The sequence below is a fragment of the Pseudomonas sp. IT-P74 genome, from assembly GCF_949768175.1.
Classification (GTDB): domain Bacteria; phylum Pseudomonadota; class Gammaproteobacteria; order Pseudomonadales; family Pseudomonadaceae; genus Aquipseudomonas.
The window spans coordinates 27141-45821 of record NZ_CATKQD010000011.1 but is presented as its reverse complement, the minus strand read 5'-3'; the positions used below and the strand labels follow the sequence as shown (position 1 = coordinate 45821).

The window sequence follows — 18681 nt, the reverse complement described above, 5'->3', positions numbered from 1 at the left end:
TCAAATTTCCTAAGGGTTTTCGACGCTGCTTGCAGGGGAGTAGAAGGTGGCGTGGGGCTGTCGCAGGCCCTTCGGAAAGAGTGAGCACTTGGCTGTGCAATTTGCTGCTCATCTGAAGTCGATGGCGGTTTCACTGAAGTCCACTGGCCTTGAAATCTCACGGAATGCGTTTTCGGCCCTCAATACTCGAGACGTAGAAAGTGAGCGAAACAGCGATCCATGCAATTGAAGAACCCCATCGCAAAACTTCAGCGGTGGGACTGCTCATCGCAGCTGTCGGAGTGGTGTACGGAGATATCGGCACCAGCCCCCTGTACACCCTAAAGGAAGTGTTTGCCGGTCACTACGGTGTCCAGGCCAACCACGATGGCGTGCTGGGAATTCTGTCGTTGATCTTCTGGTCGTTGATCTGGGTGGTCTCGATCAAGTACGTGCTGTTCATTCTGCGCGCCAACAACCAGGGTGAAGGCGGGATCATGGCGCTGACGGCATTGGCCCGTCGGGCGGCAGCCCCCTATCCGGCTATGAGTAAAGTACTCGTTCTGCTTGGCCTCTTCGGTGCGGCACTTTTTTACGGGGACAGCATGATCACCCCGGCTATCTCGGTGCTCTCTGCGGTTGAGGGGCTAGAGCTGGCGTTTGACGGAATAGAGCACTGGGTGGTGCCTTTGTCATTGATCGTGCTGGTGGCGCTGTTCTTGATACAAAAACACGGCACGGCTCGCATCGGTATTCTGTTCGGCCCAGTGATGGTGCTGTGGTTTGTCGTGCTGGGTGTGCTGGGGATCTATGGCATTTCCCAGCGACCGGAAGTACTGCAAGCGCTCAATCCATACTGGGGAGCGCATTTTTTTATCGCCCATCCGGGAGTCGGTGTGGCCATCCTTGGTGCAGTGGTACTCGCGCTGACGGGCGCCGAAGCACTGTATGCCGACATGGGGCACTTCGGTCGCAAACCCATTGCCCGCGCGTGGTTCATTCTGGTTTTACCAGGGCTTCTACTCAATTATTTTGGCCAGGGAGCCTTGATCCTGGAGAACCCGGAGGCGGTGCGCAATCCATTTTATTTGCTCGCGCCGGGCTGGGCGCTGCTGCCGATGGTCGCACTCTCCACACTGGCGACCATCATCGCTTCTCAAGCCGTGATCTCAGGCGCATTTTCCCTGACCCACCAGGCCATCCAGCTTGGGTATGTCCCTCGCATGTTTATCCAGCACACCTCCAGCCAGGAGCAGGGGCAAATCTACATCGGCACGGTCAACTGGGCGTTGATGGTCGGTGTTGTGCTGTTGGTGCTTGGTTTCGAGTCTTCCAGTGCTTTGGCCGCTGCTTATGGGGTCGCGGTGACGGGCACCATGCTGATCACCACCATCCTGTCTTCGGCCGTCGTCCTGCTGCTATGGAAAACCCCTCGCTGGTTGGCCATTCCGATGCTGCTCGGTTTTCTGCTGGTAGACAGCCTTTACTTCGCGGCCAATGCTCCGAAGATCTTCCAGGGTGGTGCGTTCCCGGTGATTGCCGGCATTGGCCTGTTCATTTTGATGACGACCTGGAAACGGGGCCGCAAGATCATTGTTGAACGGCTGGACGAAACCGCGCTGCCTCTACCACTGTTCATCGGTAGCATCCGCACGCAGCCTCCTCATCGGGTACAAGGTACGGCGGTATTTCTGACGGCCAGGTCCGATGCCGTTCCGCATGCGCTGCTGCACAACTTGCTGCACAACCAGGTTTTACATGCGCAGGTGGTATTGCTCACCGTGGTGTCTGAAGACAGCCCTCGCGTTAGCGCTGAACGGCGGTTCGAGGTTGAAGCCTATGGTGAAGGGTTCTTCCGGGTCAGTCTGCACTTTGGCTTTATAGAGGAGCCCGATGTCCCCTTGGCGTTGAGTCTCTGTCACTTGGCCGAGCTGGACTTCAGCCCGATGCGCACCACCTATTTCCTGAGCCGGGAAACGGTGATCCCGACCAAGCGCATCGGTATGGCCCGATGGCGAGAAAGCCTGTTCGCGTTTTTGCTGAAGAATGCCAATAGCAATCTGAAGTACTTCAAATTGCCATTGAATCGGGTAATAGAGCTGGGTACACAGGTTGAGATGTAAAGCGTCATTGAGTATGCCTTCGAGCGACCCTGCGGTTGCTCGAAGGCGCTCTTGTCACTTCAGGTTGCCGCTGAGGAACTGCTGCAGACGCTCGCTTTTCGGGTTACCCAATACGTCCTCGGGCGCACCCTGTTCTTCGACCCGCCCCTGGTGCAGGAACAGCACCTGGTTCGACACTTTGCGCGCAAAGCTCATTTCGTGGGTCACCATGATCATGGTGCGGCCTTCTTCGGCCAGCCCCTGGATCACCTTGAGTACTTCGCCGACCAGTTCCGGGTCCAGGGCCGACGTCGGTTCATCGAACAGCATGATCTCCGGTTCCATGCTCAGGGCACGGGCAATGGCGACCCGTTGCTGCTGACCACCCGAGAGAAACGCCGGGTATTGATCGGCCACCCGTGCCGGCAAACCGACCTTGTCCAGGTAGCGCCGGGCGCGATCCTCTGCGTCCTTCTTGCTGACGCCCAGCACCCGGCGTGGGGCCATGGTGATGTTCTCGAGTACGGTCATGTGGCTCCACAGGTTGAAGTGCTGGAACACCATGGCCAGGCGAGTGCGGATGCGTTGCAGTTCATTGGCGTCAGCCACGCGCATGCCGTGGCGGTCATGGACCATTTGAATCGGCTGGTTGTCCAGGCTCATGGCGCCGTCATTGGGCGTTTCCAGGAAGTTGATGCAACGCAGAAAGGTGCTTTTGCCCGAACCACTGGCGCCAATCAGGCTGATCACATCGCCGGTCCTGGCGTTCAGCGAAACGCCCTTGAGGACTTCATGGTTGCCATAACTTTTGTGCAGGTTTTCAACGGTCAGTTTGTACATGAGCAAGCATCCTGAATTAGTGAGCCGGGCCGAGGAAAGACAACCAACGGCGTTCAGCCAGGCGGAACAGGCCGACCAGAGAGAAAGTGACTGCCAGGTAGATCAACGCGGCGATGCCGAACGACTGGAAGGTCAGGAAGGTCGCCGAGTTGGCGTCCCGTGCGACTTTCAGAATGTCCGGGATGGTCGCGGTGAAGGCCACGGTGGTCGAGTGCAGCATCAGGATCACTTCGTTGCTGTAGTACGGCAACGAACGACGCAGGGCCGACGGCATGATCACGTAGGCATACAGCTTCCAGCCGGTCAGTCCGTAAGCCTTGGCCGCTTCGACTTCACCGTGGGCCATGCTGCGGATTGCCCCGGCGAAGATCTCCGTGGTGTAGGCGCAGGTGTTCAGGGCGAAGGCCAGGATGGTGCAGTTCATCGCATCGCGAAAGAACGCGTCCAGCACGGGCTGAGCACGCACCGCGGCCAGGCTGTAAATGCCGGTGTAACAGATCAGCAGTTGGATATAGAGCGGCGTTCCGCGAAACAGGTAGGTGTAGAACTGCACCGGCCAGTGCACCCAGACATTGTCCGAGACCCGGGCAATCGACAGCGGGATCGACATCACGAAGCCGAAGAAGATCGAGGCGCTGAGCAGCCAGAGGGTCATGGCCAGCCCGGTGATGTGATTGCCGTCCTGGAACAGGAAAGGTTTCCAGTACTCCTGTAGAAGTTCGATCATCGCACGGCCTCCCGGGTACCTGCGGCGTAGAAGATTTCCATCCGGCGCAAGACGTAGTTCGAAACGGTGGTTATCACCAGATAAATCAAGGCGGCCAGAATCAGGAAGAAGAACAGCTGATAGGAGCTCTTGCCCGCGTCCTGGGCCACCTTGACCAGGTCGGCCAGGCCAATGATCGACACCAGCGCCGTGGCCTTGAGGATCACCATCCAGTTGTTACTGATACCCGGCAGGGCAAAACGCATCATTTGCGGGAACACCACCAAGCGAAAGCGCTGAGCGCGGGTCAGGCCGTAGGCGGTAGCCGCTTCCATCTGCCCTCGCGGTACGGCAAGGATGGCGCCACGGAAGGTTTCGGTGAAATAAGCCCCGTAGATGAAGCCCAGGGTAATGACCCCGGCACTGAACGGGTTGATCTCGATGTATTCCCATTCCATGAAATCGGTAAACGAGGTCAGCCAGGTTTGCAGGCTGTAGAAGATCAGCAGCATCAGCACCAGGTCCGGCACCCCGCGGATCAGCGTGGTGTAGGCCTGCGCAGGGACGCGCAGCAGTGCCGATTTCGAAAGCTTGGCGCTGGCGCCGATCAGGCCCAGGCCAACGCTCACCAGCAAGCACAGAAAGGATAATTTGACAGTCATCCAGGAGCCTTGCAGCAGCAGCGGGCCGAAGCCCTTGAGGCTGAAGCCTGACAGCCCCAGGATCATCAACAGGTTTTCTAGCATTGGGCAGCCCTACATCGATCAAAAAAGTGCCCATCCGCAAATGGGCGCAGGGTCATTATTTGCCGCTGTACAGATTCAGGTCGCCAAAGTGCTTCTGCTGGACGGCCGCATAGGTGCCATTGTCGTGCAGTGCCTGGATTCCTTTGTTCAGCAAGGCCTGGAGCTCGGCGTTGCCTTTGGTGAGACCCACGGCGGTTTTGGCTGGCAGCAGGGGGCTTTCGATCGGCTCGCTGACCTGGAAGTCGGCGCCTGGTGGCGACTTAAGGAAGCCCAGTTCGGCTTGCAGCATGTCCTGGATCCCTGCATCGAGACGACCGGAAGTCAAGTCAGCGTAGACCTGGTCCTGGTTGGCGTAGGCCTGGGTTTCTACCCCGGCCTTGTCCAGCACGGCCTTGGCGTAGGCTTCCTGGATGGAGCCTTGCTCGTAGCCGACTTTCTTGCCCTTGAGGGAGGCCGGGTCGGTGCCGATGGCCACGCCTTTTTTGAATACCAGCGCGGTCGGGCCAGAGAACAGCTCGTTTGAGAAATCGATGACTTTCTCACGTGCTGGCGTGGCGGTCATGGAGGAAATCACACCGTCGAACTTGTTGGCCTTGAGGCCGGGAATCATGCCGTCGAAGTCGCTTTCGACCCACTTGCACTTGACCTTCAGTTCGGCGCAGATCGCGTTACCCAGATCGATATCGAAGCCCACCAGGCTGCCATCGGCGGCCTTGGATTCGAACGGCGCATAAGAGGGGTCGACGCCAAAGCGCAACTCCTTGTACTCCTTGGCCAGTGCAGAACCTGCAGCTACACACAAAGCTAATGCAGAAAGGGTGAGAAATGCTTTTTTCATTATTTTATTCCCAGGGACCATCGAAAGCGCTTGTGACGCAAGAGAACGAGTACTGCTTGGCAATATGTCTTATGCACACGCAGATACTTGTACAGACAAGCATATGCAATCACCCGGCCAATTCGCGGATTGGGCGTTTGAGAAAGTGCGTACAGCGCTCTGGGATGGGCTTGACAGGGAAGTGAGCACAGGGAGGGAGGCTGCCTGCGAGGCTGTTACCAAGGCAGTTTTTTACACCCGGCTGGGGTATGCGGTAACAAAATGTGAGATCAAGGACGCCGATTTTCAGGCGGTGTGGATTTTTGAGGGTGTACATCTCCGTTGCTGCGGTCACGGCCGCTTAGGGGGCCGCCCTCGCTCCGGTCCTGCTCCGTGGGCCCGCCGCCATCGGCCATCCATGCCGGGTTGCCTACTGCCGGCCTGGTTGCTGGGTGCGTTTGTCTGTGATGTACCTGGTTGACTGGCAGGCCGCTATCGCGAGCAAGCTCGCCCACAGAAGAGCCAGGTCTGCCCGACGGCAGGTCGTTACCGGCCCGTACACAAAAAATCTGACACTCTCGATTTTCCTGGCTCAATCCTTGATGCTCCGGCAGCATCGACGGTCAGCACGACGTAGTTCAACGCTCAGCACGCTGGAAATAACGCCAGAACAGTAATGCATAGACGATGTCTCCCGATGCCGCTACTGGTAATGGCCAAGGGATGCTACCCGCCAGCCAGTGACCATAAACCACCACGACAAACAGTACTTTCAGGATTATCCCGAGCAGGATATAGGGACGATAGTGCAGCGGATCGCGAGCGATCATCCAATAGGCCCAGCCGAATACGATAACCAGGCACGTGGTGAGTTGAATGAAAAGGGTTGAGGTGGGGGTAATTTGCAGCCCCAACAGTGCAGCTACGGGGCGCAGAGCTACAAGTAATGGAAGACCCGCGAGTACGTTGAAACAAGCGGCAGAAATAAAAAGCTTGCGGGTATAACTGTCGATCATGGGGTTGTTCCTGATAGGTGGTGACGCCTCGCACCATGCAGAGACATCTTGTAACTTCTGGGGCTCAGCCAAGCAGCTTGAGTAGTGCCGGATAGCTATTGGGGAACAGCCTGCTTATCCAGAACAAGGTGCTCGATTTGTTCCCTGTGATAATGCGTTTGGTTCCTTTGCGCAGCCCCTTGATGATGTCGCCGGCACAATCCGCCGCTGGCGTCAGTAGCATCTTGTCTGCCAGTGCCGTGAACTTTTCTTCTGTACTACCGGCGGCTTTGCAACGTCGCCCGGACTTTTCAATATTGGTTCGGATTCCGCCAGGGTGCACACACACGGCGCGTACACCGCTACCTTCGAGTTCCGACCATAATGCTTCGGTCAGACCACGTACGGCGAACTTCGACATGTTGTAAGCGCTTTGCATCGGGAAGCCCACCAGGCCAAATACGCTGGAAATATTGACGATGCAGCCTTCTCGCTGGGCCTGCATCATCGGCAGGAACGCTTTGGTACCGTACAACACGCCCCACAGGTTGATACCCAGTTGCCACTCGTACTCATCGATGGAGGTGTTGGCAACTGTCCCGATGACGGCGGCGCCCGCGTTATTGATGACGAAGTGCGCCGTGCCAAAATCGCGCTTCACTTCGTCGGCATGAGCCTGGAAGGCGTCCCAGGACGATACGTCCAGGAGGTAACTTTTCGCTTTGCTGGCGTCAGGCAACAGCTTCATGGTTTTGTCGAGACCCACCTGGTTGATGTCCGACAGGGCGACATGTGCGCCAGCTTCCACCATCTGGATAGCCAACTCCCGACCGATGCCTGATCCTGCGCCAGTGATGACGACCACTTTGTTTCGGAACATGTTTTTATCCTTCTTGTTTTGATTGGTTTCGCCACTACAATTTTTTTGCTGACAAGCACTATTTGCTGAGAATGTGGATCGCGACCGCTGCCTCCTCAATACCCTGCAAGCCGCCGCCGTTCTCCTGGATTGCATGGCGTGCGCCATGAACCTGGCGTGCGCCAGCCTCTCCGCGCAGTTGCGTCACCAGTTCGTAGAGCTGGCCAATCCCGGTAGCGCCGAGTGGATGTCCTTTCGATTCCAGGCCACCTGAGGTATTGACCGGGATGCGTCCGCCCAGGGTGAATTCGCCACGTTCAGCCGCAAGGCCGCCCTGACCGAACGGGACCAGGCCCAGGTTTTCGACCTGAATGATTTCGCCCATCGCCGAGGCGTCATGGACTTCGGCGACATGCATGTCTTGTGGCCCCAGACCCGCCAGGTCATAGGCCAGGTTAGCTGCCAGGTGACCGACGTTCAGTTCCGGCTGATCGAGCCGGCGATGGCTGAAGCTGCGGATGACACTGGCCGCTACCTTGATGCAGCGGCTCTTGTCGGCACCGATGCGTGTGAGTCCTTCCTCGGTGCACAGGATGGCGGCGGCTGCACCGTCCGACAGCGGTGCGCACATTGGCAGGGTGAGCGGGTAGGTGATTGGAGGGGCGGCAAGGATTTCGTCGATACCGAAGGCTTTGCGAAATTGCGAGTAAGGGTTATGGACCGAGTGAGTGTGGTTTTTTGCCGACACCGCGGCGATCTGCCGCTGTGTGGTGCCGTAGGTTTTCATATGCTGGCGGCACAATGCGGCATAGATGGCCATGAACTTACTGTAAGGCTTGTCCGATTCCGACCCGGCGGGCGGCACCACGCCTTCGCCCATTTTCACCAGTGTCTGATAATTCTCTTCGGCGCAAGATACGTCCCAACCAGCCTCGAACAGCGAGAGGGCTTTGAGTTTATCCGGGATGTTCATCTTTTCCGCGCCCAACGCCAGCGCGATACTGGCTGTACCGGCCTTGAGGCTTTGCACGGCCAGATTGAAGGCTGAGCTACCCGAGGCGCAGGCATTCTCGACGTTATAGATAGGAATGCCTTGAATACCGATCTTGCTGAACACGACTTGACCGGGGATCGAGAGCTGGCCTTGCAACGGGCCATTGGTCATGCCGGCATAAAATGCGATATCGAGATCGGCGGCACTGCAGTGGGCGTCCTTCAATGCGCCCTGAAAAGCCTCGCGTGCCAAGTCGTCGAGGCTGCGTTCGGTGTGGCGGCCGAAAACGGTCATGGCGATGCCGGCGATATAGATATTGCTCATTGAAAATTCCTTATATTCAGTTGGTTGGTGTCCAGTTCGCATCCCTCCGGTTGTGTCAGATCTTGCGAGCCGAGTTTTCCCAATACGGCTGACGCAGTTCTTTTTTCAGCACCTTGCCCACCGGGCTGCGTGGCAGGCTGGTAGTGAAGTCGACCGACTTCGGTGCCATCACGCTGCCCAGCCTGGCTTTGCACAGTTCGATAAGCTCTTGCTCGGTGGTTTCCTGGCCTGGGTTGAGCTCGACCACGGCCTTGACGGCCTCGCCCCATTTTTCATCGGGCACGCCAATCACGGCGCAGTCCTGAACGGCCGGATGTCCCCACAGCACTTGCTCGACCTGGCTGGGATAGACGTTGAAACCGCCGGAAATGATCATGTCCTTTTTGCGATCGGTGAGGTGCAGATAGCCTTCGGCATCGATATGGCCGATGTCGCCGGTATGCAGCCAACCGTCGACGATGGTCTCGGCGGTCTTCTCCGGCTGCTTGTAGTAACCCTTCATGATCAGGTCGCCGCGCACGCATATTTCACCGGTTTCACCGCGCGGCAGGATCTGGTTGGTGTCGCTCATCACTTCGACGCGGACCAGCGGGTTGGGGCGGCCGACCGAGGACAGGCGTTCGTCGTCGGCGAATTGGCCGTCCACCAGATGCTCGTCGGGACGAAAGTTGGCGATACTGGCCGGTGCCTCGGTCTGACCATAGCCGCCGGTCATGACCGGGCCGAAAACCCCGATAGCTTTCTTCAGCTTGTCTACCGACATAGGAGCCGCGCCGTACATCAGGTACTTCACCGAAGAGAAGTCCAGCTTCTCGATACCGGGAATCTCCAACAGCCTGTAGATCACCGTTGGCGGCAGAAAGAGCTCGCTGACCCTGTGCTGCGCAATGGCGTTCAACATCAATGCCGGATCGGGTTTGGTAATGACCACGACAGTGCCACCTTGCGCCGTGCAGGGTACGGACAACAGGCCGGCAGTGTGGGTCATCGGTGCGGCGGCCATATTCACCGGCTTTTCACCATTACGATAAGCACAGGTCAGCAGGAAGTGGACGATGAACGTCTGCAGGCTGCGGTGGGTGTTCATCACTCCCTTTGGCGTGCCCGTTGTGCCACCCGTGGGTGAGACCGCCACTACGTCGTTCATGTCATAGGTGACTTCGGGACGGCTCGATGCCTGGCCGGCACTCCATAGTTCCAACGAGGGTGCATCGACAGCTTCGGAATCAATACAGATCCAGTGCCTGATCTTCGGCAGCCTGGGCCGTAGCTCGGCAATGATTGGCGCGAAATCGTTTTGGTAGAACATCACCTCGCAATCGAATGCGTCGAGGATGTAGTGATTTTCTTCGCTCGAGTTGCGCGCGTTGACGGGAATCCAGGTCATGTTGGCGCGCCATAGACCCAGCGTGCAGGCCCAGGCGGTGACGTCGTTACCTGACCAGACGGCGCCCTTGGTCTCCTTCGGCAAGCCCAGTGCGAGCAGCTTGTTGGCGATGCGACACGAGAGCTCGCCGATTTCGTTGAAGGTGTAAGAGCGCTCGCCCTGGATGTAGGCGACCCCGGCAGGGTTGATGCCCCAGCCGCGATCGTAAAAGTCGATGATGGCCATAAGTGGTTCCTGTGCCGGTAATCAGAGTTTGGTAACGGTGGCACGGGCCAGGCCGCGCTCTTCCAGGAAGCCGAGCAGATAGCGATGTCCAAAAGCCTTGGAGCCGGAAGCGAAGCCGACCTTGTTGGTGTCGTCGTCGAGCAGCCTGATCGCCGCCGCGGCCTGTAGGGCACCGGTGGAAATATAGGGTGTGACGCCATGCACGGTAGCGCGCACGGCGGACAGGTGACCGCGGCCGATTGCGATGTCGACGCTGCGTTGCAAGGTGGTGCGTTCGCGGGGCGGCATGCTCGGCGTGGTGGCCTCTACCAGGCTCCTCACCACCGCGTCCTGCTGCTCCTTGGACAAGTGCTTGTATTCCGCTTCCCACTTCTGGCTCAGGCCATGCACCATCGGCATCACATTGTTGTCGTAGAAACCGACCGCGGAGGTGCAGGCGCGCACGCGCGGATCATGCTCGAAGTAAATCGGCAGCGAGGTTCCCCCCCAAGGGAGGCAGAAAACCGGCTGCATGAAGTTGGGGTCGACAATGTTGAACGAAGCGGTGGCCGGGTGCTGCACCAGCTTGTTTTCCCACAGGTAGAACTGCTCCCGGTGGAACAGTTCGAAAATCGAAGCCGCCGAGCCCAGGCTGACCCCTGCGACATCACGCGGACCGCGGCACAGGGCGGCGGTTTCCAGCACGTCGATGCCGGGGGTTTCCAGCGCCAGTTCGGCGGCGATCTCGGAGAAGCTGTACATGTAGGACAGCGATGGCGAAACCAGCAGGCCAGCCTGACGATAGAGCTCGCCAAATTGCTCGCGAACCTGACGGACATAGCTTTGCTCGCCGGTGGTATCTATGTGGTGACAGCCGGCCTTGAGCGCGGCCTCGACGGTGGTCAGACCGAAGTTGACGAAGGGGCCGACGGTGTTGCAGACCACCTTGGCCCCCTTGAAGGCGGCGCTCAGCGACTCGACGTTGTGCTGGGCCTCGATGATTTCATAGGTCGCGGACTCCAGGCGTACCACACGTTGCGCCATCATTTCCTGCGCGCGCCTGGCATCACGCGCCACAGCGGTGAAGGGGATGTTCTGGTCGATCAGCCAGTCCATGGTCAGCATGCCGGTGTAGCCACTGGCGCCATAGACAACTACGGGATACTTAGCCATTTTTATTGTCTCCAAAGTTTATTGTCAGTCGGGTTTGGGATCAGTACTGGGGCCAGCCGTCTTCGTAGAGCTCCTGGACAAGGAACCCAAGGCGGGTGGTGAGCATCATGTTTTCGCCATCCTCGATCAGCGCGGCGCGGGCATCGCGGAACAACTTCTCCATGGGGTACTCGCGGGTCAGGCCGTTGCCGCCGAACAGCTGCATGGCATCGCTGACCACGCGCATGGCCTCTTCGGTCACGGTGACCTTGCCGGAAGCCGTGGCACAGGGGTGCCCCTGCGGGGACAGACGCGCATAGGCCAGGGAGCGGCGGGCGACAGCCCGGCAAAGCTCGACACGACGCATCATGTCGCCGATGCGGTAGCGGGTAAGCTGGTGGTTGATCAGCAGTTGGCCACCCTGCTTGCGCTCATGGCAGTAGGCCAGGGCCAGCTCGAAGGCGGAACGTGCCACGCCAGTGAACCATTGCGCCATGTGGGTGCCAGCGAACGACCAGGTCGACATGACGTTGCCGTAGTACTCGTCCTGCAGGGCCACGGCGAAGCGCTTGGGAATCCGCACGTTGTCGAAATACACCTCGCCCTGGGGCAGCGCGCGCTGACCGATCTTCTCCAGCGGCTTGCCCCTGCTGACACCGGGCAAGTCCAGGGGCACGATGACGGAAATGCCATAGGGCAAGCCATTGGCATCGTAGAAGCCGTTGCCATAGTCGGCGGTCATGTAGGCCAGAGCCACCTGGGCCACCGCACCGTTGGACACCCAGGCCGAGCACTGGCCGTTAATGACGATCTCGTGCTCGCCGACCTTGGCGAAGAGATTGCCCTTGTTGCCCAACTGCCCCGGCACCCAGTCGCGCTGCAAGTCGAAGGCGCTGATGTCAGTGCCCTTGTCCGGATGGGTAATCATCCAGCAGCCGATTTTCCCGGCACTCAGATCGATCAGCTCCTGGTTCCCTACGGCTTTGGCCATCTCGTTCGGGAAGGTGCTGACGCCCAGGGAAACCGCCAGACCGGCATCGCCCCAGCCCATTTCCTCGCCGATCATAGACTCGACGCGTACAGCCGTTTCCGGCGGCAGTTCGGCCAGCAGATCGGAACTCAGGCCCAACTTGGCGGCTTCGCTGAACAGGCTGTAGTACGGCGAGCCGGGGGCAACCACCTGCTCTGCGGTCATCTTGTCGAGTTCCTGACCAAGGGGCCGCATGAAGTCCTTGGCAAAGCGATGCACGCTGTCCTGGATGCCGCGCTCGACCTCGTTCAGGGGCGTTTCAAAGCCGGTCATTGAAATGTCAGGCAGGTTGATCCGGTTACTCAGTTTCATCATGGGCCTCGTCATATCGCTCGGTTTTTCTTATGGCCTGCACGCCAGGCATCGAGACGCGTCAGGCGTCGGTCGGCAGTTCGCCGGCGGCGATCAGCGCGGCACGCGTGGCCTCGACGAAAGGCTCTACGGTGTCGACGAACAGCTCTTGCAGCGGTGTCCCCTTGAATTCGGGGAGGAAGGTCTTGTTCCAGTGGCCGCACAGCGACATGCCTGCTGGGGTATCGACCATGGCGACGCCGATCGCCAGCAGGGTCTGGATGGCGCCGGGATGGGAAGCCGCGTAGGCTGCGCGCCACTGCTCGGGCGTCAACTCGTTACGCTCGATCGGGCGCCCCACGGCCTGTTCGCGCGCGGCCAGCAGTTCGTTCCACGAACACCAGGCCGTGGCCGCGACTGGGCAGATCGCATTGCGCGAGGCCGGGTGGGCCAGCACATGCGGGATGATGCGGCCGACATCCGCGCCGGTCGACCAGGCCAGCCTGGCGTCGGGATCACCCATCACCATCACCGGCTCGAGCATGTAGTACTCGATCCAGGCACCGGCCGGAATGATGGTGTAGTCCATGCCGGCCAGTTCGATCATGCGTCGGATGAACGCCTTCTGCCGGGCCATCAAGCGGTGCGTGGTGTCGGTCTGCCAGAACTGCTCGAACTCGTAGATCGCGCCGTACTCGGATGGCACGAAGCGTTCGACCCCGGCTTCCTTGGCGGCAAAGATCAGCGGCATCTGCGATTCGGTGGCGTAGAGCGGCACGCAGGACACCAGGTAGTCAGTGCCACGCAGCGCCGGGACCAGTGCTTGGGCAATGGTGACGTCGACCTCCTTGATGGTCACGCCCTGACGCGCCCATTCGGCGTACTGCAGCTGTTTTTGCGCCTCGCTCTTGCTGATGCCCGACGATGAGTGTTCCACCTGACCGGAGCGGCGCGCCAGCACATTGATATTGACCAGGCCCTGGCGAATGAACTCATTGACGCACGCGACGCCGGCGGTCCCGGTGGCGCCGAATACAGTGACGGTCTTCTTGTTCATGCTGTTCTCCTGGCTGTGATCAGTCATGCGGGCGGGCGGTTGTGCCTGCCTCGCTTTAAGGCGAGTGGCGGAATATTTGGTCGATTATTGTTCTTCCCGGCATCGACAACTCACCGGAAAAGCGGTCATATTTGTCAAAATATGCTCATCCCGAGATGCCCATGAATCCGCAACAACAGGTCCATGAAACACTGGGATTACCCTTGCTGGGTGGCCTGGTGTGCAGTGACATCCCCTTGTATGCGGAGCGCTATTTCCTGCACACGACTGATCTATCCGTCCCGCCCGTTGACTTCATGGCCCTGCTGACCCAGTTCGGTGGCTCGCGGGCGGATGAGGGGGCCGGGGGCGAATTGCGCTCGACATCGATGCCCCGCTTGTCAATGCTGCTGCCTGCCGGTTGTGCCACTCAATGGCACTATTCCGGCAGCATTGATTTCGCGGTTTTCTATCTGCCCGAGCGCACTGATGGCGTGTTTGGGCAATTGCGTGAGCTATGCGCTGGCGCGCAGGCACCATTGCCCGTCAGTGATGGTTTGGTGAGCGCAGCGGCCCGGCAATTGATGGATGAGCTAAGTCTTGGGAAAGGGGCTGATCAGGGGTTCATGGCAAGACTGGCCATGGTCATGCTTGAGCAGGTGTATCGTGCGCTGCGAGTTGACGCGAGCAGAGGTATTTATCCGCCGCATATTCATCTGGCGCGCCTGCATACAGTGCTGGTCTTCATTCGCGAGAACCTTGGGCAGGAACTCTCGATCAGCACGCTGGCTGACCAGACGGGTGTCAGCCCGGCTCATTTCCGACGGCTGTTCCAGCGCGCCATGGGGATGCCGCCCCATCGCTATGTGATGAATCTACGACTGGAACATGCACGTGATCTGCTCATGCAGACCGATCTACCTATTTTGCATGTGGCACTGGAGTGTGGTTTCAGCTCGCAGAGCCACCTGACTGCAGCGTTCAAGGTTGCGCACGCCAGTACGCCGGCCGAATACAGAGCCCTGGCTGGAAGGTAGTGGATGCTTTGGCGTGGCGAGCAGGTCACTGCACCGAAAGTACGCAAGCGGCTTGTGTTGGATTGCACCGGGGTACAAGCCCTCGGACTATTCCATGGTAGTGTTCGACCGTTTGGAACTGTATCCAGGGACCTTCAGACGCTCCTTGGGTAAGCGTCTCTCAACCACTCAGGTCTGAAACAATGGACTGCATAGAGCCCCAACTGATCCTCAAAACGACACCGCCGCGCAGTCAGAAATCAGCACGGATGCGAAACCGCCTGGGTATCCATACCCAGGAGCTGACAGACAAAGTGGTGATCGCCGTTCAAGCGCCGGGAGGCTTCGGCAAAACCTTTCTGCTGACCCAATGGCGCCGTGAATGTTTGTCTCAAGGCGCCGTGGTGGCCTGGATGACGCTGGATGCACAGGATGATGGTGCGCGTTTTGTCCAGGGGCTGGGAGCTGCCATGGCCATTGGCAGCGGTCGGCCGTCGTTTGCCCGTGCATTCGAGCCTATTGCAGGACCGGGGCGTGATGAACAGGAAAGGCTGACGCAGTGGTTGGTGGAAGTGGCTGATCTGGGTAGCGAAACCGTATTGATTCTGGATGAAGTGGATACGTTGCCCGAGCTGACGATCCGTTACTCCCTGACGTACCTGTTGCACAATGCGCCGGCCAATTTGCGCATCATCATGGCCTCTCGCACACGGTTGAATCTGCAAGTGACGGACCTCGCGGCAAGAGGGTTTTTCACGACGATCATGACAGCGGCTCTACGACTGAATGTGGAAGAGGCGATCGCCATCCTCAATGACCGTTTCGGTGCAAGGGTCGATGCCGACCTCTGCGTTCGGCTGCACGAGATAACCGAGGGCTGGCCGCTTGGCTTGCAATTAGCGATTTCGGCGCTGGAGAAGAGCCCGAACCGGAGTGCGGCAGTCGAAGGGTTGTCGACTTGTCTGGGGGATATCCAGCGTTATTTCGTCGACAGTCTGGTCGCACATCTTCGGGAGGAGCAGGTTCGCTTTCTGACCGGCATTGCCTTGTTGGAAATGGTCCAGCCCTTGTTATGCGAGGCGCTGACGGGCAATGCGCGCTCGGGCGAATTGCTGAAGGAATTGTGTGCCTCGACACCGATCTTTGTTGAAAGTATCGACAGTGACTGGGTGCGCATCCATCCATTGGCGCGGGAATTTCTGCTCGGCCGTTTTGCCGATTTGCCGTTGGAGGAACGTCAGGGGTATCACCGGCGCGGCGCTGTGTGGCTGGAACAACACGGTTTCCTGGAGCAGGCCGCCCGGCAATATCTGTTGGCCGGCATGCCCCAACCGGCCTATACGTTGATCGGCAACTGCCTGTACGAAGTCGCGTTGCAAGGGCAATTCAGCCGGGTGCTGGAGTGGGTCGAGGAGCTTGGCCCCGCTGACGTGTTGGCGCATCCGCGCATCTGCCTGGCGGCGGCCTGGACATTGGCAATGGGAGCGCGTCAGGCAGAAGCGGCGCAATTGATTGCGGCGATCGAACAGCATCCGTCCGCCGACGAGGCGACACGTTGTGAAGCGGCCACCATCGCCGCCGCAGCCGCCTTCTTTGCGGACCATCCGGATCAATCCCATGAACTCATCATGCCTTGGGTCGATCGATTGCCTTCATTCTCAACCACGGTGCAAGCCTTGGTCGCGAACCTGATCGCCCGGCTGACGCTGTTGCAGGGGCAACCGGAGAAAGCCCGACGAATTCTTCAGCGAGCACCGCTTTACGCCGGCAGACCTGGCCTTGATGCCATACGCGGGTACGGCGAGTGGGTGGTCGGTCTTGCTTATTTATACGAGGGCCGAATGGTGTCGGCGCGCACGGCGTTGCACGACAGCCTGTTGCAGGCCGAACGGGACATCGGTCGGCGCAGTCCAGTGGCGGTCATTTTAGCGAGCGCTCTGGCGACGGTGTTGCTGGAACAGGGGGACATTCAGGAGTCCGCTACGGTGCTGGCGAACAGGCTGGATATCGTTGAACGATTGGCGTCCCCCGATGCCATTGTGCAGGGTTTTCTCGCCGCCGCTCGACTGGCTTCAATCCAGGGGCAGGGGCATCGCGGGCAGGATCTGCTCGAGGCGTTATTCGCCCTTGGAGAAGAGCGAAATATTCCACGCTTCTGCATTGCCTCCCTGGGAGAGCAAATACGCCTGCATGCCTTGCAGGGACACAGCGATACCTGTCAGGCCTTATGGCGACGGCTGGACAGTTTCACGCCGGTCATTGCCCGTGAGCGAGCGGGGTTGCTGGGTCCGGAGCTGGACTTGCTGGCCGGAGTAGCCAACGCTTATGCATTACTGGCCCAACGGGACTGGGAGGCTATGCTGGCGGTGCTGGACAAGGTTGGTGAAACGGCCGAATACCTGCGTCGTGGGCGAGACATCGTACAGATCAAGCTGCTCAGGGCACTGGCACTTCGGGCGACCGGACAGGGCGGCACCGACTATTTGCTGGAGGCTGTCAGCCTCGCGCAAGAAAACGGTATGTTGCGCGTGGTGCAGGACACCCATCCGGACCTGATCAAATGGGAGCAGACGCTCCAGCGTGATACCGTCAATTTGCTCGCGGCGACCTCTACGCCCGCACCTGTTCCGCGACCGGAATCCACCCCATTGACCGTGTCCCCAAGTCGTCTATTGACGCCCAAGGAACGCGAGGTGTTGCAGCTGTTGGCTCGCAACCTGTCCAACAAGCAAATCGCCCTGGCGCTGAATGTCGGCGAGGAAACCGTGAAGTGGCACCTGAAAAACCTGTTTGGAAAATTCCAGGCCGGCACAAGACAGCATGTAGTCGCGCGTGCCTACATGCTGGGAATTCTCGAGACAGCGGGCTGATGCGAACTCACCACCCGAGATGATCCGTTCGGATCATCCTTCAATCGCCCCCCACATCCGATGTCCAATCGCCCCCCCAGTCAATGGGGGGGTGCGCTTTTCGACTTCGCAATAGTCTGACCCCACAAAAGCGCCAACGTATCGGTGAGTGGGAGCAGGTTTATGTCTGAAAGAGTGCTGATCGCCGGTGCAGCAATGGTGCCGTTTCTACCGCTGGGTGGCTCTGACAGCCATGCGACGTTGGCGGGGCAAGCCATTCGTGCGGCGCTGGCCGATGCGCGGATCGACTATGACCTGGTCGACCAGGTGTTTACTTCCTGCGTACACGCAGAAGCCGGTATCGCCGAGCAAATGTTGTCGCAGATTGGCTACTCGGGCGTGCCGATTTTCAGCCTCGGCGATGGCTGTGCGTCGGCCAGCAGTGCTTTCCAGCTGGCCCGCAATAGCCTGCTGTGCGGCCAGGCTGAATGTGTCCTGTTGGTGGGTGTCGAGTGCATGCCGGCAGGTATTTCCCATCGTGAGTTTTTCGGTTTGAAAGATCTCGCTCGCGATGAGTCGGCAAAGGTCAGGCAAGGTGAGAACCCCATCGGCTTTATCGAGCGTCGACAACAACCGGCGCTGTTGTTCGCTGCCCAAACCAGCTGGTTATTGACACGTATGGGCATTGCTCAAAGCAGCTTCGATCAAGTGCTTGAACGGGCACGGGTCCAGGCCGGTCGCAATCCCTACGCCGTGTTGAACCGCCTGCCGGATCGCGACGGCTGGCTCGCGCCTTATCTGTGCCCGCCCGCTTGCGGTGCGGCGGCCATCCTGCTCTGTACCCCGACCTTCGCCCTGCGCTTCGGCGCTCGGACGGACGTCACCGTGCTGGCCAGTGTCAGGGGCAGTGACAGCGCTTCAGAGCAGGAATCGGGTTGCGTGCTGGATGTGCTCGGACAGGCGACCACCCGGCGAGTCGCGCAGTTGGCCTATCAGCAGGCGGGCCTCGGGGCGGAAGACATCGACGTGGTTGAACTGCACGACCAAAGCGTCGGCGACTTCATGATCAATAGCGCCGCGCTGGGCTTTTGCCGGGAGGACGAGATCGATCGATTCGTGCAGCAAGGACACTGCCTGAAAGGACAGATGAATGCGGTGTGCCCATCGGGTGGCTTGCTGGGACGTGGTCACGCCCCGGGTGCCACCGGGTTGGCGCAACTGGTCGAGTTGGTCTGGCAACTGCGCGGCATGGCCGACGGCAGGCAAATTGCTGGTGCCCGCACGGCTTTACAACATAGCACCGCCCTGGGCCGGGCAGTGTCGGTCACCCTTTTGCAGCGCACCTGAGAGGAGG

At 59.3% G+C, this 18681-nt stretch carries 15 protein-coding genes; 4 read left to right on the top strand and 11 right to left on the bottom strand.

The annotated features are described in order from the left end of the window. Positions 1–200: 200 nt before the first annotated feature. Positions 201–2102, top strand: coding sequence for a potassium transporter Kup (locus ACM6J5_RS08860; RefSeq protein WP_414928221.1), 1902 nt, complete (start codon positions 201–203; stop codon positions 2100–2102). Between the two features lie 54 nt (positions 2103–2156). Here the strand turns inward: ACM6J5_RS08860 and ACM6J5_RS08855 are convergent, their stop codons facing one another. From ACM6J5_RS08855 to ACM6J5_RS08805, 11 genes are all read right to left on the bottom strand, one after another. Continuing rightward, the gene (locus ACM6J5_RS08855) at positions 2157–2921 is read right to left on the bottom strand and encodes an ABC transporter ATP-binding protein (RefSeq protein ID WP_007936956.1); all 765 of its coding nucleotides are present in this window, start codon (positions 2919–2921) and stop codon (positions 2157–2159) included. Positions 2922–2937: 16 nt separating this feature from the next. Continuing rightward, the gene (locus ACM6J5_RS08850; RefSeq protein WP_414928220.1) at positions 2938–3648 is read right to left on the bottom strand and encodes an ABC transporter permease; all 711 of its coding nucleotides are present in this window, start codon (positions 3646–3648) and stop codon (positions 2938–2940) included. Further along, positions 3645–4373, bottom strand: a complete 729-nt coding sequence (locus ACM6J5_RS08845; RefSeq protein ID WP_095943613.1) for an ABC transporter permease — start codon at positions 4371–4373, stop codon at positions 3645–3647. Before ACM6J5_RS08845 ends, ACM6J5_RS08850 begins: the two co-directional genes overlap by 4 nt. A 55-nt stretch (positions 4374–4428) precedes the next feature. Next, on the bottom strand, positions 4429–5211 hold the full coding sequence (locus tag ACM6J5_RS08840; RefSeq protein WP_414928219.1) for a transporter substrate-binding domain-containing protein: 783 nt from the start codon (positions 5209–5211) through the stop codon (positions 4429–4431). Between the two features lie 617 nt (positions 5212–5828). Continuing rightward, on the bottom strand, positions 5829–6206 hold the full coding sequence (locus ACM6J5_RS08835) for a hypothetical protein (protein WP_414928218.1): 378 nt from the start codon (positions 6204–6206) through the stop codon (positions 5829–5831). Positions 6207–6270: 64 nt separating this feature from the next. Further along, the gene (locus ACM6J5_RS08830; RefSeq protein ID WP_095946009.1) at positions 6271–7065 is read right to left on the bottom strand and encodes an SDR family NAD(P)-dependent oxidoreductase; all 795 of its coding nucleotides are present in this window, start codon (positions 7063–7065) and stop codon (positions 6271–6273) included. Between the two features lie 58 nt (positions 7066–7123). Beyond that, the gene (locus tag ACM6J5_RS08825) at positions 7124–8362 is read right to left on the bottom strand and encodes a thiolase family protein (RefSeq protein ID WP_414928217.1); all 1239 of its coding nucleotides are present in this window, start codon (positions 8360–8362) and stop codon (positions 7124–7126) included. Between the two features lie 55 nt (positions 8363–8417). Further along, positions 8418–9974, bottom strand: coding sequence for an AMP-binding protein (locus ACM6J5_RS08820; RefSeq protein ID WP_414928216.1), 1557 nt, complete (start codon positions 9972–9974; stop codon positions 8418–8420). 21 nt (positions 9975–9995) lie between these two features. Continuing rightward, positions 9996–11126 (bottom strand): saccharopine dehydrogenase family protein, encoded by a 1131-nt coding sequence (locus tag ACM6J5_RS08815; protein WP_223550942.1) that lies wholly within the window; start codon positions 11124–11126, stop codon positions 9996–9998. A gap of 40 nt (positions 11127–11166) precedes the next feature. Further along, positions 11167–12447 carry an acyl-CoA dehydrogenase family protein gene (locus ACM6J5_RS08810; protein ID WP_414928215.1) on the bottom strand — a complete coding sequence of 427 codons (1281 nt, stop codon included), beginning with the start codon at positions 12445–12447 and terminating at the stop codon, positions 11167–11169. Between the two features lie 61 nt (positions 12448–12508). After that, a complete protein-coding gene (locus ACM6J5_RS08805) occupies positions 12509–13483 on the bottom strand; it encodes an NmrA family NAD(P)-binding protein (protein WP_095946004.1) in 975 nt (324 codons plus the stop codon). Positions 13484–13644: 161 nt separating this feature from the next. Here ACM6J5_RS08805 and ACM6J5_RS08800 point away from each other — a divergent pair, with 161 nt between their 5' ends. The 3 genes from ACM6J5_RS08800 (at position 13645) to ACM6J5_RS08790 (ending at position 18674) form a co-directional block, all read left to right on the top strand. Beyond that, on the top strand, positions 13645–14499 hold the full coding sequence (locus tag ACM6J5_RS08800; protein WP_095946003.1) for a helix-turn-helix domain-containing protein: 855 nt from the start codon (positions 13645–13647) through the stop codon (positions 14497–14499). Between the two features lie 293 nt (positions 14500–14792). Beyond that, a complete protein-coding gene (locus ACM6J5_RS08795; protein WP_414928214.1) occupies positions 14793–17348 on the top strand; it encodes a LuxR C-terminal-related transcriptional regulator in 2556 nt (851 codons plus the stop codon). 162 nt (positions 17349–17510) lie between these two features. Then, positions 17511–18674 (top strand): thiolase C-terminal domain-containing protein, encoded by a 1164-nt coding sequence (locus ACM6J5_RS08790; RefSeq protein ID WP_414928213.1) that lies wholly within the window; start codon positions 17511–17513, stop codon positions 18672–18674. Positions 18675–18681: the final 7 nt, after the last annotated feature.

Excerpts from the sequence above, each read along its gene's own strand:
- ACM6J5_RS08855 (WP_007936956.1), bottom strand. The coding sequence starts at position 2,921 with ATGTACAAACTGACCGTTGAAAACCTGCACAAAAGTTATGGCAACCAT.
- ACM6J5_RS08850 (WP_414928220.1), bottom strand. The coding sequence starts at position 3,648 with ATGATCGAACTTCTACAGGAGTACTGGAAACCTTTCCTGTTCCAGGAC.
- ACM6J5_RS08845 (WP_095943613.1), bottom strand. The coding sequence starts at position 4,373 with ATGCTAGAAAACCTGTTGATGATCCTGGGGCTGTCAGGCTTCAGCCTC.
- ACM6J5_RS08840 (WP_414928219.1), bottom strand. The coding sequence starts at position 5,211 with ATGAAAAAAGCATTTCTCACCCTTTCTGCATTAGCTTTGTGTGTAGCT.
- ACM6J5_RS08835 (WP_414928218.1), bottom strand. The coding sequence starts at position 6,206 with ATGATCGACAGTTATACCCGCAAGCTTTTTATTTCTGCCGCTTGTTTC.
- ACM6J5_RS08830 (WP_095946009.1), bottom strand. The coding sequence starts at position 7,065 with ATGTTCCGAAACAAAGTGGTCGTCATCACTGGCGCAGGATCAGGCATC.
- ACM6J5_RS08825 (WP_414928217.1), bottom strand. The coding sequence starts at position 8,362 with ATGAGCAATATCTATATCGCCGGCATCGCCATGACCGTTTTCGGCCGC.
- ACM6J5_RS08820 (WP_414928216.1), bottom strand. The coding sequence starts at position 9,974 with ATGGCCATCATCGACTTTTACGATCGCGGCTGGGGCATCAACCCTGCC.
- ACM6J5_RS08815 (WP_223550942.1), bottom strand. The coding sequence starts at position 11,126 with ATGGCTAAGTATCCCGTAGTTGTCTATGGCGCCAGTGGCTACACCGGC.
- ACM6J5_RS08810 (WP_414928215.1), bottom strand. The coding sequence starts at position 12,447 with ATGAAACTGAGTAACCGGATCAACCTGCCTGACATTTCAATGACCGGC.
- ACM6J5_RS08805 (WP_095946004.1), bottom strand. The coding sequence starts at position 13,483 with ATGAACAAGAAGACCGTCACTGTATTCGGCGCCACCGGGACCGCCGGC.
- ACM6J5_RS08800 (WP_095946003.1), top strand. The coding sequence starts at position 13,645 with ATGAATCCGCAACAACAGGTCCATGAAACACTGGGATTACCCTTGCTG.
- ACM6J5_RS08790 (WP_414928213.1), top strand. The coding sequence starts at position 17,511 with ATGTCTGAAAGAGTGCTGATCGCCGGTGCAGCAATGGTGCCGTTTCTA.